The following is a 13,919-nucleotide window of genomic DNA, read 5'->3' as shown; positions in this document are numbered from 1 at the left end:
CCCGTCACTTACTGCGCTTTTTCGGCCACCAAAACCAGTAAACAACAAACACAATGAGTAAAACGCCCACAAGGTTAATGAGTGTGCTCATATTTTATCCTCCATTTTATCTGTAGACGATGATACACGGAACAGTCTGAGTCGATTGGCATTGGTCACCACGGTAACCGATGATAAAGACATGGCCGCTCCAGCGATGACAGGGCTTAACAACCAGCCTGTCAAAGGAAACAAAATCCCAGCGGCAATTGGTATACCTAAAGTGTTGTACGCAAATGCGCCCCACAAATTCTGTTTGATATTTCTTAACGTCGCCCTACTGATTTGAATCACGTTAGCGACACTTTTTAAATCGCTGTGTATTAACGTGATGTCTGCGCTTTCCATAGCAACATCGGTACCAGCCCCCATAGCAAAACCGACATCAGCTTGAGCCAAAGCAGGAGCATCATTTATACCGTCACCAATCATACCAACCACTTCGCCCTGAGCTTGAAGTGTCTTAACCCAGTTTAGCTTATCATCTGGCATTAACTGCGCATGATAGTCTTCGATACCGACAGCTTCTGCTACCGACGCCGCCGTTTCAGGGTTGTCTCCTGTCAACATAATGACTTTTAACCCTTGTTCTTTAAAGCTAGTGATGGCATCTTTCATGCCTCTCTTAACTGGGTCTTCAATATAGAAAATCGATAATAAAGAGGTATCATCTGCAAGATAAACACGAGTGCATCCCTTATATTGGCTGTTCACTTCGTCCAGCTCAAGGTGAATCCCCTTTTCTTTCATGAGGCGCTCATTACCGAGATAATACGTCCTTCCCTTAACATGGCCTTTCACTCCCAAACCAATCATTGATTCAAAATGATCAAGCTTCATTGAGCTATTACTATCTCGAGTCAACTGGCAGTGTTGCAGCAAAGCATCAGCCAAAGGGTGATTCGCCCGCGCTTCAAGCATGGTAACTAATTCCGCCACAAAATCTTTTTGAGCGTGCTCAGCCATTATCTGATCGACCACTTTAGGCTTGCCTTCTGTAATGGTTCCCGTCTTATCCAGTACTACCACCGTCAACTCACTTGCTCGCTGTAGCGCATCGCCATTACGAATCAAACCGCCATATTCTGCGGCCTTTCCAATCCCTATCATGGTTGATATAGGCGTCGCTAACCCCAGAGCACAAGGACAAGCAATAATTAATACGGAAATACTGGTAACCAGCATGTATGAAAAAACGGCCTCTTCCGCAAAATTAAACCAAGCCAATGCCGTTAAAATAGCGATGATGATCACACTCGGAACAAAGATAGAGGACACTTTATCAGCCAACACACTAATAGGCGGTTTGGAGCCTTGCGCTTTACTCACCATAGTAATAATTTGTGCCAGCAAGGTGTCTGAACCTATTCGAGTTGCCTTAAAGAGCAGGCTGCCTTGACCATTAATCGTTCCAGCGGATAACAAGCTGCCAGGCTGTTTTTCAATGGGCGCGGCTTCTCCTGTCAACATGGACTCATTTACCGTTGATAAGCCCTCTACAACTTCTCCATCCACCGCAATACTGTCACCGGAACGTACGCGTAAAATATCACCTAACTTAATGTCGGCAACGGGAACCCGTGATTCAACCCCATTTTCAATTCGAGTTGCCATTTTTGGTCTAAGATCTAATAACCGATGAAGAGCTTGACTGGTTTTACGACGTGCCCGTAATTCCAATGCTTGCCCAAGGTTAATTAAGCCTATGATCATAACCGCCGCTTCAAAATACAAATGCTGGGTATTTTCTGGTAACCAACTTGGCATGATCACCACAAGCATGGAATATAGCCAAGCGCATCCGGTTCCCAATGCAATTAACATATCCATATTAGCCTGATGTAAACCAAAGGCTTTCCACGCACCACGGAAATAATGTTTACCAGCACGAACCATAATCCACAGCGTAATAAGCCCAATGCAAAACCAGATAGCCCTATCGGTGAGCGTGCTCACAGCCATGCTTCCGCCAAACACACCATATAACATTAAAGGTATACCTAGGCTTAACCCCAAAACTGACGACTTACGCTTATATTGATATTCTTCTAACTCTCTTTGGTCACGGTCAACTTCACTTTTGTCAGCATCAACCACGAGGCTAGCCTGATAACCAGCATCGGCGACGGCTTGGATGAGTGTCTCCACTGAACCAAAAGTCGTTACCTGCGCAGTATGATTAGCGAAATTCACTTCTGCAGATAAGACCTTATCAGCATGGGTAAGTGCTTTTTGCACAGAATTAACACAGCCAGCACAAGTCATACCAGCAATAGCCAACTGATAATGTGTCGCCAACTCCAAGCGCTCTGCTTTGTCAATATCAGGTTCTGATTCGGTCACATCGGTATGTTGATTGTTATTTAATTGAGCTTGCTCATTTTTATCTAACAAGCCAAACGATTGGTAACCCGCTTCTGCCACTATGGCCTCTATTGCAGCCAAAGAAAGATCGGAGGTCACCAAAAGTGAGTTTTCTTTTGGGTTGCCTGTAACAACAGCTTCTGGGCTTTGCTGCTGAATTTGCTTACGAACTTTCGACACACACCCTTGGCATGACATGCCTGATACGCTGAGCTCTAATGCCTTAATAGCAGTATCTTTGCTTTCTTGATCTTTCGTATTCATCCTCGATACCTATTCATCATGCGTTGCTTTTTCTTGCCAATCTTCAATCAAACAACAAATGGAGTGACCATTGGGATTTCCATCTGGCATGTCTTCCCACGTCTCTAAAGCTTTTTCCATTTTATGCAGATGGGCTTGTAATTGGGCTATTTTCAGCTTGGTTTCAGGCACTTTTTTCTGCAACAAATCTCTCACCATCGGGCAAGGCGAATCGCCGCTGTCTGATTGCTGAAAAATGTCTTCTATTTGCTTTAAGCTAAACCCTAATTCACTGGCTTGACGAATAAAAACTAATCGCTGCAAAGCCAGCTTGTCGTAGATCTGGTAACCATTATTAGCATCGCGTTCAGCTTGGATCAGCCCTAACCTTGTGTAATGACGCACGGTTTCAGCCGTAACATTGGCTTTATGAGCCAGCTCACTTACTCGCATATGAACTCCTTTGAAAACAAACTAGCCAAACAATTAACAAAGTGTAGAACCTATGGGTAGCACACAGGTCAAGGCATCGGAAAATTAAATGAAAAAAAACCGAGATCACGTCTCGGTTTCTATTAAATCCAGTACATGGTCGGTAATTTAATGCAATTTGAGCTTTGGTTTGACCACCTTGCCAATCTTTTGAGCAGCCATAATCACCGTGGCTTTAAACCAACCATGAATCGCAATAAGATGTAGGCGGTATAAAGAAACATACACAAAGCGTGCAATACGTCCCTCAATAAACATCGGTACCCCCATAAGGTTGCCCATTAGATTACCCACCGTACTGTAACGGCTTAAGTTCACCAAAGAACCATAATCTTTATAGGTGTATTCTTTCAGTGGTTCGCTCAAAAAAGACGCTTTAATATTGTCAAAGACCAAAGATGCCATTTGATGAGCAGATTGAGCACGTGGTGGAACAAACGAGCCATCAGCCTGCTTACAAGCACAACAGTCACCAATCACATAGATATTATCAAACCCTGTCGTTTGCAATGTTCCCTTGACCAAAATCTGGTTATTTCGAGTGGTTTCAAAACCTTCTATTCGAGCAACAAAATCCGGTGCTTTTACTCCTGCAGCCCAGATCATAAGATCGGCTTCAATATTGGTCTCATCCGCCGTCTGAAAACCGCCATCGTAAGCCCGAACAACCCGAGTATTTTTACTGACGGTTACGCCTAAACGAAGTAACTCTTTCGTTGCTAAAGCCGCAATACGATCTGGCAATGCCGGCAAAATTCGTGGACCCGCTTCAATCAGTTGAATATTGACACGTTTCCCTGACATTTCCGGCATACCATAAGCTTTTAGCATATCGGCCACATGAAACAACTCAGCAGATAATTCCACCCCCGTCGCACCACCACCGACAATGGCCAGCTTTAGCTTCGCATCGGTGCCTTCTTGGTGAACCCGTAAGAATTGGTTCAGCAAAGCTTGCTGAAAGCGTTCTGCTTGTTTGTGAGAATCGAGAAAATAACAATGAGTGGACACACCAGGCGTACCAAAATCATTACTGACACTGCCCACAGCCATAACAAGAATGTCATAAGAAATCGTACGTTCGGGTAACACTATGTGTCCCATGTCATCCGACAGAGAGTCTAATGTTAAAGTCTTCGCTTCAGGATCAACCGCCATTAAAGTTCCTAGTTGGAACTGATAATGGTGCTTGGCAGCATGGGACTCTATAATTCACACCATCATTGTTGATGTCTAAAGAACCGGTTGCCACTTCATGTAATAACGGCTTCCAGATATGGGTCTGGCTTCTGTCAATCAGAACGATGTCCGCTTGGCGTTTTTTGCCAAAGGAATGCCCCAATTTCGTGACGAGTTCCAAACCTCCTGCTCCACCACCAACCACCACGATTTTTTTCATATAAAACCACCTATAAATGTTGAATAATCTGGAAAACGCTCAACAAGCCCTTTCCAGATTGCACAAGGTTTCTGTTAAAAATACGGCTATTTGACTCTTTGTGCCAACAGCTTGTCTAACGTATTAGCAAAAGCCATTCTGTCTTGCTGACTAAAGGTTGCCGGGCCGCCTGTTTGAACACCTGAAGAGCGCATCTGTTCCATAAAATCTCGCATACCCAAACGTTGTTTAATGTTTTCTTTGGTATACAGCTCCCCCCGAGGATTAATAGCCAAAGCACCTTTTTCAATCACCTCAGACGCTAAAGGGATATCTGCTGTGATGACCAAATCCTGAGCATCAATATTGTCGACAATATAATTATCGGCGACGTCAAAACCTGAGCTTACTACTCGTCGTTCAATCCATTTAGAGGGAGGGACTGCAATCGCTTGATTTGCGACAAGGATACAAGGAATTTGCACACGTTCAGCAGCACGGAAAAGAATGGTTTTGATAACATTTGGACAGGCGTCGGCATCGACCCAAAGGCGCATAGTGTTCCCCTTTTTGTAGGGTACCATTATTAAACAGCCAGAGAGTGAAATCCAGTGGTGAATAAGAACAAACGGAGCACATATAAGTGATCCGTTTGCTTAAAAAGCTGAATTGGCGTTTCCATAAATGCCGTAGCCTTAGTTGGGCCTGCCTACAAAATTACATATTAGGGTAATTTGGACCGCCTGCCCCTTCTGGGGTTACCCAAGTTATATTTTGTGCTGGATCTTTGATATCGCAGGTTTTACAGTGAATACAATTTTGTGAGTTGATTTGAAAAATCGTCTCGTTAGCTGACTCTACGACTTCATAAACGCCTGCCGGACAATAACGCTGAGCGGACTTCATTATATTTGGGAAGGTTGCTTTGAATCGGAATAGTCGGATCTTTTAGCTTCAAATGACAAGGTTGATTTTCTTCATGGTTGGTATTTGATAAAAACACCGATGAGAGCTTGTCAAAGCTTAACAAACCGTCTGGTTTTTTATAATCTGGCGCAACATGTTTCTCTGCAGGCTCCAAGCAAGCATAATCGGGCGTCATATCATTAAAGGTAAAAGGCAAACCGCCAGCAAAAAAGTTTTGATCTAGCCAGTTGTAAGCCCCGCCCCAGAATGTGCCCATTTTGTGCATTACAGGAACAAAATTACGGGCTTGCTGTAATTCTTTTCCTAACCATGAATTGCGCACAGCATCACTGAATTGAACCAAATCGGCTACCGGTGTTTCAGCTTGTAATGCATCGAAAACATTTTCCGCTGCTACCATACCGCTCTTCATGGCGGTATGCGTGCCTTTAATTTTTGCAGGATTTAGTGTGCCAGCATCACAACCAATCATTAGGCCGCCTGGAAAACTCATTTTAGGTAACGACGCCCAGCCACCTTTTGCTATAGCACGCGCTCCGTAAGACACACGTTTGGCACCTTTTAAATGTTCCGCAATAATCGGATGATGCTTATATTTTTGAAATTCATCGTAGGGACTCAAGTAAGGATTTTTATAATTCAAGTCAACAATCAAACCCACAACCACTTGATTATTCTCTAAGTGATATAAAAAACCGCCACCACCGGCTTCATTTCCTAACGGCCAGCCCGCTGTATGAATAACCGTACCTGGCTTGCTCTGAGCCTCTGGCACATCCCATAACTCTTTAATGCCAAGGCCGTAATGCTGTGGGGCTTTGTCTTCGTCTAAGGCAAATCGAGCAATCAGCTCTTTGCCCAAATGACCTCGGCAGCCTTCTGCCAAAAGTGTGTATTTTGCTTTTAGTAGCATACCAGGCATAAAGCCGTCTTTTTCTGAACCGTCTTCAGCCAATCCCATGTCACCAGTAATAATACCTTCGACTTTACCACTTTCATCATAGGCAAGATGAGCCGCCGAAAAGCCAGGAAAAATCTCCACACCCAATGCCTCTGCTTGCTCTGCAAGCCAACGACACAAATTACCAAGGCTAATGATATAATTGCCGTCATTATGAAGGGTTTTAGGAATCATCCAGTGACTCAGCTGCTTGGCTGCGCTGTCTGAATGTAACCAGTAAAGCTCATCTTGATTCACTTTAGTGTTTAACGGTGCCCCCATAGCTTGCCAATCAGGGAATAATTCAGCTAAGGCTTTTTGATCAACGACAGCACCAGATAGAATATGAGCGCCTATTTCAGAACCTTTCTCAACCAAACACACACTGATCTCTTTTTCTTCGGCTTTGGCTTTTTGCATAATGCGACACGCTGCAGACAGCCCTGCTGGGCCACCCCCACGATCACAACATCAAACTCCATAACGTCTCTATCTGTCATATTGCCTCCCTATCGGATACATTTTTATTTTAAGGCATTCTTTCTTATAAAAGACCTTGCTCAATACGCAATACAAAGGTCTCTTCGTGTCATGCTTTTTATCGATTGAAAGCATTTTTGTTTAGTTTGTCAACAGTTGTCTTGCCAAACTTTATTTCATGGGCATAACCAAAAGCACGAGGCAATACATGATCACAGTAAAAGCCTACCGAATGTTGCCATGAAGCTTTTTGCACATCATCAAGCTTATTATTACCTTGCACGGCATGCAAAGCTCTCATTTGCAACCAGGCACCAATCAGATAGCCCATTAACATCATGTAAGGATACGCTAAGCCCGTTCCCAAAACAGGATCTTCTTGCATAGCCTCTAAACAAGATTGGGTAGCGGCTTTAGCTTGCTCCAGCATTACAGTCACTTTTTCCGCATACGGCGCCATGTCTGTTGCTTGCCAGTGTGTTAATTCGGATTCGATGTCAGCGAGCAATGACATCATCCCTTCGCCCTTATCAGAATGCAGTTTGCGACCAATGAGATCAATAGCTTGAATGCCATTGGTACCTTCATAAATGGGCAAAATTCGGGCATCACGAGCATGTTGGGCCACGCCAGTTTCTTCAATAAAGCCCATTCCACCATGCACTTGAATGGCCAAGGATGTTATTTCTTGAGCTTGCTCAGTGATCCATCCCTTAACAATAGGCGTATACAAAGCGGTTCTTATCACGGCCTGTTTTTGTACCTCACCCGTTGCAAAATGCGACAAATCGTTTTCGACAGCGGCCACATAAATAAGAGAACGCATCGCATCAATTTGTGACTTCATGGTCATCAACATACGCAGTACGTCAGGATGTTCAATAATCGCTGCCCGAGCAGTACGACTTGCATTCATGCCTTGTTTACGATCAATCGCATAAGCAAGAGCTTGCTGATAAGCTCGTTCAGAAATGGCCAAACCTTGTAAGCCAACGCCTTGTCTTGCATTGTTCATCATAGTGAACATGGCTTTAATACCATCGTTTTCTTTGCCAACAAGATAGCCAACAGCGCCTTCTTTATCTCCAAAGCTCATCACACAAGTGGGTGATGCATGAATTCCCATCTTGTGCTCAACCGACACGACATGAACGTCATTACGCTCAGCAGGTTCACCTTGATTATCTAAGAGAAATTTTGGCACGATGAACAAAGAAATACCTTTCACTCCCTCAGGTGCATTTGGCAAGCGAGCCAATACCAAATGAATGATGTTGTCACTCATCTGATGATCACCCCAAGTGATAAAGATTTTTTGCCCTTTTATACGAAATACATCGCCATCAGGAATCGCTTTGCAGGCAATAGCGGCAAGGTCTGAGCCAGCAGAGGACTCGGTCAAATTCATAGTCCCTGCCCATTCACCCGCTAACATTTTAGGCAAATAGCGATTCTTCAGTATCTCACTGGCGTGTTGACTAATGGCTTCTATCGCTCCCATGCTCAGCAAAGGACAAAGTGAAAAGGCTAGGTTAGCCGCCTGAACGCCTTCATTAACCGCGGTAGCAATATACGACGGTAGGCCTTGTCCACCGTATTCCGGGTCTCCTGAAAGGCCAATCCAGCCACCGTCAGCATATGCTTTGAACGCTTCTTTAAAGCCTTTGGCTTCAATGACCTCACCTGACTCCACCCTAGAACCTTCTTTGTCACCACTAGCATTGATTGGCGCAATGACTTGTTCTGCTAACTTTCCCGCTTCCTCAAGAATGGCTTCTAATAGACTATCGTCAACCGTATCATGTAAATAAGGAGTCAAACGCTCTATTTGAGCGACAGACTGTAGACTGAATAAAATGTCATTAAATGGGTATTTGTATTCGCTCATTTTTTATTCTCCGATTGTTTATCCGAGCGGATCTAGAAAACGCTCTTATCAGAATGGTAAAAGATGGCAAATTTCTCAATAACAATTCAGACCTATATTTCTAACAAATACAATCAACCTCTTGTAAAGACAAACAAGAACGCAGAGTTCATAGGCGTTTCATCGCCTTACCGAATTTCAAGTATTCCTCACTTTTTCGATATTCTCCTGGTGTCAAACCTGTCCATTTTTTGAAGGATCGAAAAAAGCACTGGGTTCATCAAAGCCCATTAAGGCGGCAATATCATTGATGCTAAGTTGAGGCGCATTCATATAAGTAATGGCCGCTTCCTTTCGACAATCGTCTTTAATATGTTGATAAGAGGTCTTTTCATCATTCAAGCGGCGCCTTAACGTGGACACACTCATATTAAGTGCACTGGCGACTTCTTCCGCACTGGGCATCTCACGAGAGAAATCCTTTCCTAACATGGCCATGACTTGAGATTTAAGACTGTTGTCATTTTCCACCATCACCAGAAGTTGATAAGGGGCGGTTTTCAAAAAGCCTCTTAAGCTGTCTTCGGTTTGCACAATCGGCATATCGAGATAACTGGCAGGGAACACTAGGGCATTGGCATGTTGATTAAACTTTACTTCAGATTGAAATAGGGTTTTGTAATATTCGACATCATCAGGACGCTCACTGGTAAAGTACGCGGCTTTTAAATTCAAGCGACGACCAATCAACCAACAGATAAAGTGATGCCACATAGACAGTGTGGTTCTAAGTTGTTCCTTCGATTCAGGGACAACCAACCTATCAATATCAGCAGGTGACGAATCTAAAGGCGCAAAAGTGACCATGGCAAAGCGGCCTTTTTTGATCAAAACAGGCTTCACCGTTGGCCCCCGACAAATTTCATAAAAATCACTGCATCGATATAAAGCATGCGCCAAACTTCTAGCATGAATAATACAAAGGCACATCATCCTAAATGTGCCATTGGGTACTTTACCGCCACTGAGCATACCAAAAGACTCATCCTGCATAAGCCACATAATTTTTTGATACAGCATTCCGTAGCGATAAGCAGGAAAAGCATCACTTTGTTCTATTTCATCTTGCGTGATGTCTAAACTGGCCAATACAGCTTGGCGATCTAGTCCTTGCTCTTCAACAGCTTTTAAGAGATAACGAACACTCGACATTGGCACAGAAGCTTTCACATTACTCACCTTGTAAGACAGATTCTTATTATGTTGCAAGCCTATAAAACTAAACAAAAAATTAGTATAAAAAAAGGCTGCATAAGCAGCCTTTTTTTATTTTACGCTTTTTTACTTACTTTTCTTCAGTAAAAGCAGATAACAATTCATCTAGTGACAAATCTTCACTGTCTTTGTCTATGTTATTAGACTGAGCTTGCATTTTCGTTTGTTCTGCTTTTTCATCAACAGGCTTTACGAACACAAAGCGACGTGGACGCGCAGGAGCGGCAGCCACTTCTTTTTCAGGCAGTAAGCCTAGACGTTCAAGTTTTTTGTGCGCTTGTTCTTTGCGTTCCTTGGCTTTTTTGGTTACAAAACGACGAGTCGGAGATGCCTTACGAGCTTTATTTTGCTCTTTCATCATCTCTTTTGAACCAGTTTTACCAAGTTTGCCACGCATACTGCGCGATTTTTTAACACGAGCCATAATATCCTCTCTTTATCGCGCGCATTGTAGCAGTGAATTCACTCTAGGTCATCCAGCAGCGCTAGCAATTTGCTTTAAAAGCACCATGACCAATCTTTCTTTGACCACCCACTTCACCAAGCCATTTTCTAACATCGTTAGCATTATCAGCTTGTAATGCATTTTCTAAGTTTTTCAATATCACAATCGTGTCGTCAACCACTTTCGTGTACTTTTCTTTTTGTTGAGCCAACTCGTTGCCCTGCAAGTTTTCAGATGTAAACTTAAATGGGGTTTCCGCACGAGATTTCTCAAAATACGTTATAAGTGTGTTTACTCGTTGTGCAGCGGCTTTATTGTCACCAGACTTCACATCTGAAGACATAGCCTGCATTTCATCTTTGATATTCCCCATATAACCGTGCAAAACCGTTTCATCACAAGCTTGATTGGCAAACACTGCGGATGAACAAGAAATTGACACTATCGTGGCAGCAAGAAGACCCTTTTTCATAAACACACCTTTTGATTCAAAATAGTAAACAAAGCTTTGTTTAAAATAGCATTCTCTGAAAAAAAACATCAACTTTATTGTAACGATAGTCTAGCGTATTATTCAGGCTTATGAATAACAGCAGGCCACATAGGAGTTGGTTATTTTAAAAATCAAATACACATTACTCACTTTAGTGGGCTTTTTTTAAGCAGCCTAACATTTGCAGAGTGCTCAGACTTTGACGCAAAAATAGAAGCGAATAAAAATGCACAGAAATACCTAGGCGGCAAAACATTCAAAACCGCACGGGTATTGAAAAATCACTTACCCAGCAAACGCAAAGAAGTCGCCAGCTATGTTTATGTCAAAGCAGACGACCTCTATTACACCGTGTATTCGCTAGTCAATGCTAAATGCGAGCCTAAGATCATCAAAAGAACCAATGGCAAGCATTAGTTTTTTGATTCATTCGTTATTTTTTCACTTTCTCGGGCTTTTTTGGTTTGTCTGATTTTTTATTTTTATCCCCCGCATTTTCCTCTGAATCCTCTTCATCCTCTTCGTCTTCATCCTCCTCTTCGCCAAGCTTAGAGATCTCTTCAAGTCGTTGAATCACTCGGGCTGAGATAGTCCCCTCTGGATAGTCACCTTCTTCGTTGACAGTACCCGCTTCGATTCCCGTCAAAAGATGCAAGGCTTCGTCAGCAGTTGAAATCGCATAAACATGAAATTGACCCGCCTTAACAGCGTCAACGATATCATCACTTAGCATTAAATTAATGGCATTTGATTTAGGAATGATAACCCCTTGCGTCCCAGTTAAACCGCGAGCATTACAAACACTAAAGAAACCTTCAATTTTTTCATTCACCCCACCAATAGCTTGCACTTCGCCGTATTGGTTTAATGATCCCGTGATGGCAAGGTCTTGACGCAGTGGCACTTGAATTAATGCAGACAGCAGGCAACAAAGCTCTGCCGTGGATGCACTGTCTCCATCCACATACCCATAACTTTGCTCCATGGCAATTGACGCGGAAATGTCGAGAGGAAAACGCTGAGCGTATTTGTTGCCAAGGTATCCAGATAGAATCAAAACGCCTTTGGAGTGAATATTTTGACCGAGATTTGACTCTCGCTCTATATCGATAATCCCCTTTCCGCCAGGATAAACCGTGGTTGAGATTCGCGCTGGTGCACCAAAGCTACTGTCGCCAATTTGCATCACAGTTAAGCCATTGATTTTACCTACAGCGTAACCATCGCTTTCTAATAAAACAGTCCCTTCAATAATCTCTTCGATGATCTTTTCGCTCACACGACCGGTGCGATGTTTTTTGGCTTTTAGTGCTCTAGCAATATGGTCTGCCGTGATTTCATTGTCTTTCGCCATCTGACGAACAAAGTCCGCTTCACCCAATAACTCAAACACATCACCTATTTTTGCCGCCATCTCTCTTTGATGTTCAGCCAATCGACTGCTGTATTCAATTAACGCTGCAACGCCATCGCGGGTTACATTGGCGTACTCTTCTTTGTCTACACGATCTTTCATAAGACGAGCAAACGATAATTCAGATTCTTTTGAACGCTTTAACGTATCGTCAAAGTCCACTAGAACACGAAACATTTCTTGAAAATCAGGGTCTGCGTCTTGTAATAAGTAATAAATATCACGGGCACCAATCAGCACAACTTTTACCTGTAAAGGCAAATTCTGTGGCGACAAGGTCATAGTATTCATCAAGCCCATGTCTGCGTAAGGGTGCTCTATTTTGATGGTTTTACTTTTCAAGGCACGTTTTAGCGCTTCCCATAGATAATGGTCTGTCAATAACTTTTCGGCGTCCAAAATCAAATAACCGCCATTGGCGGCATGCAAACTACCGGATCGAATCAAGCGATAGTTAGTAACTAACATGCCTTGATCGCTACTGTGCTCCACTTGCCCAAACAAATTACGATAAGTCGGATGAGGCTCATAGACTACTGGCTGCCCGCCATTTGGTTTATGAGTAATCGCAATATTCGGCAGATAAAGCTCTTCATAAAACTGCCGACGCCCTACTTCGTCACGATTTTCAGACGCTTTATCATCCGCCATCTGATCAATAATGGTTTTGTCTAGATCTTCTCTAAGTGCGGTTAGATAAGCACTGATATCCGCATTATCTTGGTATTTATCGAACAAACCAGACATCAATGGGTCAAGTGCTTCTTTTACCGTATCTAGGTTAAGCTGACGAATGAGCCTCATAAGTCGCACGTTTCCATTGAGGCAACCCCAATAGTTCTTCGTTCAACAGACCCTCAAGCGTTGAGACGCCTTCTTGAAACGCATCACGCTCATCATCAGTCAAAGAAGCAAATTCATTTTCCTCTAATGCTTTACCCTCTTTCATAGGGGCAAAACTCACTGAAGAAGCATCGCGGAACATGGCCACGCCAATTTTGCCCGAGACACGTTCGACTTTGTTAATCGCCGCTTCGTATTGGTCATTAAAGGCACGGTCAATAACACTTTTTTGTTGCTGATAAGAAGGGTTTTCAAAGGCCGCAGGAAATGTGGCCATCAAGCCATCAATTAAAGCCCTAATCTCTTTTTCAAACTCAGACGCTTGACCAGGAGCAAACTCGATCGCTTTAGGACGATGGCTTTCTGTAAAGTTGTTAACATAGGCCCACTCATTTGGTGCCGGCGACGCTTCGCTTCGCTTCTAAGATAACTCATCACATAAGACGAACGACCCGTACCCGAATCGCCCATGGCGAAAATATTGTAACCTGGACGTTGCATTGCCACGCCAAACTGAATTGCTTCAACCGCACGCTCTTGACCTAAAATGCCATTAAGTGGCTCAATGTCATTTAACGTCTTGAAGTTCAGATGGTCTGAAGGCACTTTGGCTGAAAGAGCGTGATACGGTAGAGAGGTAACCATGTTCGACATCAATGGATTTCCTTTTGTTTGACAAGCTTTTTATAGGTGAAGCCTGCGAAAGAATAAGACTCTTC

General features: G+C 43.3%; 9 protein-coding genes and 3 pseudogenes. All 12 read right to left on the bottom strand.

Translation table 11 applies throughout. The features are described 5' to 3' along the window. Positions 1–87: 87 nt before the first annotated feature. On the bottom strand, positions 88–2,667 hold the full coding sequence (locus ONZ52_RS00255) for a heavy metal translocating P-type ATPase (protein WP_265216655.1): 2,580 nt from the start codon (positions 2,665–2,667) through the stop codon (positions 88–90). A gap of 9 nt (positions 2,668–2,676) precedes the next feature. Beyond that, positions 2,677–3,099 (bottom strand): MerR family transcriptional regulator, encoded by a 423-nt coding sequence (locus ONZ52_RS00250; protein WP_265216654.1) that lies wholly within the window; start codon positions 3,097–3,099, stop codon positions 2,677–2,679. Between the two features lie 147 nt (positions 3,100–3,246). Further along, positions 3,247–4,537 (bottom strand): annotated as a pseudogene (locus tag ONZ52_RS00245) (NAD(P)/FAD-dependent oxidoreductase). Between the two features lie 86 nt (positions 4,538–4,623). Then, positions 4,624–5,073, bottom strand: coding sequence for a YaiI/YqxD family protein (locus tag ONZ52_RS00240; RefSeq protein WP_265216653.1), 450 nt, complete (start codon positions 5,071–5,073; stop codon positions 4,624–4,626). A 160-nt stretch (positions 5,074–5,233) separates the two neighbouring features. Next, positions 5,234–6,883, bottom strand: a pseudogene (locus ONZ52_RS00235) (electron transfer flavoprotein-ubiquinone oxidoreductase). A gap of 98 nt (positions 6,884–6,981) precedes the next feature. Next, positions 6,982–8,751: an acyl-CoA dehydrogenase family protein gene (locus ONZ52_RS00230; protein WP_265216651.1), complete on the bottom strand. Its 1,770-nt coding sequence runs from the start codon at positions 8,749–8,751 to the stop codon at positions 6,982–6,984. Between the two features lie 148 nt (positions 8,752–8,899). Next, a pseudogene (locus ONZ52_RS00225) lies at positions 8,900–9,960 on the bottom strand (AraC family transcriptional regulator). A gap of 115 nt (positions 9,961–10,075) precedes the next feature. Then, positions 10,076–10,429 carry a hypothetical protein gene (locus ONZ52_RS00220; protein WP_265216650.1) on the bottom strand — a complete coding sequence of 118 codons (354 nt, stop codon included), beginning with the start codon at positions 10,427–10,429 and terminating at the stop codon, positions 10,076–10,078. Positions 10,430–10,490: 61 nt separating this feature from the next. Further along, positions 10,491–10,922 (bottom strand): cytochrome b562, encoded by a 432-nt coding sequence (locus ONZ52_RS00215; RefSeq protein ID WP_265216649.1) that lies wholly within the window; start codon positions 10,920–10,922, stop codon positions 10,491–10,493. Between the two features lie 454 nt (positions 10,923–11,376). Beyond that, entirely contained in the window at positions 11,377–13,161 is a 1,785-nt protein-coding gene (locus ONZ52_RS00210; RefSeq protein WP_428981141.1) for a Lon protease family protein, read from the bottom strand. Beyond that, positions 13,139–13,543 carry a hypothetical protein gene (locus ONZ52_RS25125; protein ID WP_428981142.1) on the bottom strand — a complete coding sequence of 135 codons (405 nt, stop codon included), beginning with the start codon at positions 13,541–13,543 and terminating at the stop codon, positions 13,139–13,141. Before ONZ52_RS25125 ends, ONZ52_RS00210 begins: the two co-directional genes overlap by 23 nt. After that, positions 13,489–13,854 (bottom strand): hypothetical protein, encoded by a 366-nt coding sequence (locus ONZ52_RS25120; protein WP_428981140.1) that lies wholly within the window; start codon positions 13,852–13,854, stop codon positions 13,489–13,491. Before ONZ52_RS25120 ends, ONZ52_RS25125 begins: the two co-directional genes overlap by 55 nt. Between the last annotated feature and the right edge of the window lie 65 nt (positions 13,855–13,919).

The organism is Marinomonas rhodophyticola (assembly GCF_026113935.1).
Lineage (GTDB): Bacteria > Pseudomonadota > Gammaproteobacteria > Pseudomonadales > Marinomonadaceae > Marinomonas > Marinomonas rhodophyticola.
Note: the sequence above shows the minus strand (reverse complement) of the source record. Positions and strands in the feature narration are given on the sequence as shown.

Coding starts and splice junctions, on each gene's coding strand:
- ONZ52_RS00255 (WP_265216655.1), bottom strand. CDS start 2,667: ATGAATACGAAAGATCAAGAAAGCAAAGATACTGCTATTAAGGCATTA.
- ONZ52_RS00250 (WP_265216654.1), bottom strand. CDS start 3,099: ATGCGAGTAAGTGAGCTGGCTCATAAAGCCAATGTTACGGCTGAAACC.
- ONZ52_RS00240 (WP_265216653.1), bottom strand. CDS start 5,073: ATGCGCCTTTGGGTCGATGCCGACGCCTGTCCAAATGTTATCAAAACC.
- ONZ52_RS00230 (WP_265216651.1), bottom strand. CDS start 8,751: ATGAGCGAATACAAATACCCATTTAATGACATTTTATTCAGTCTACAG.
- ONZ52_RS00220 (WP_265216650.1), bottom strand. CDS start 10,429: ATGGCTCGTGTTAAAAAATCGCGCAGTATGCGTGGCAAACTTGGTAAA.
- ONZ52_RS00215 (WP_265216649.1), bottom strand. CDS start 10,922: ATGAAAAAGGGTCTTCTTGCTGCCACGATAGTGTCAATTTCTTGTTCA.
- ONZ52_RS00210 (WP_428981141.1), bottom strand. CDS start 13,161: ATGAGGCTCATTCGTCAGCTTAACCTAGATACGGTAAAAGAAGCACTT.
- ONZ52_RS25120 (WP_428981140.1), bottom strand. CDS start 13,854: ATGTCGAACATGGTTACCTCTCTACCGTATCACGCTCTTTCAGCCAAA.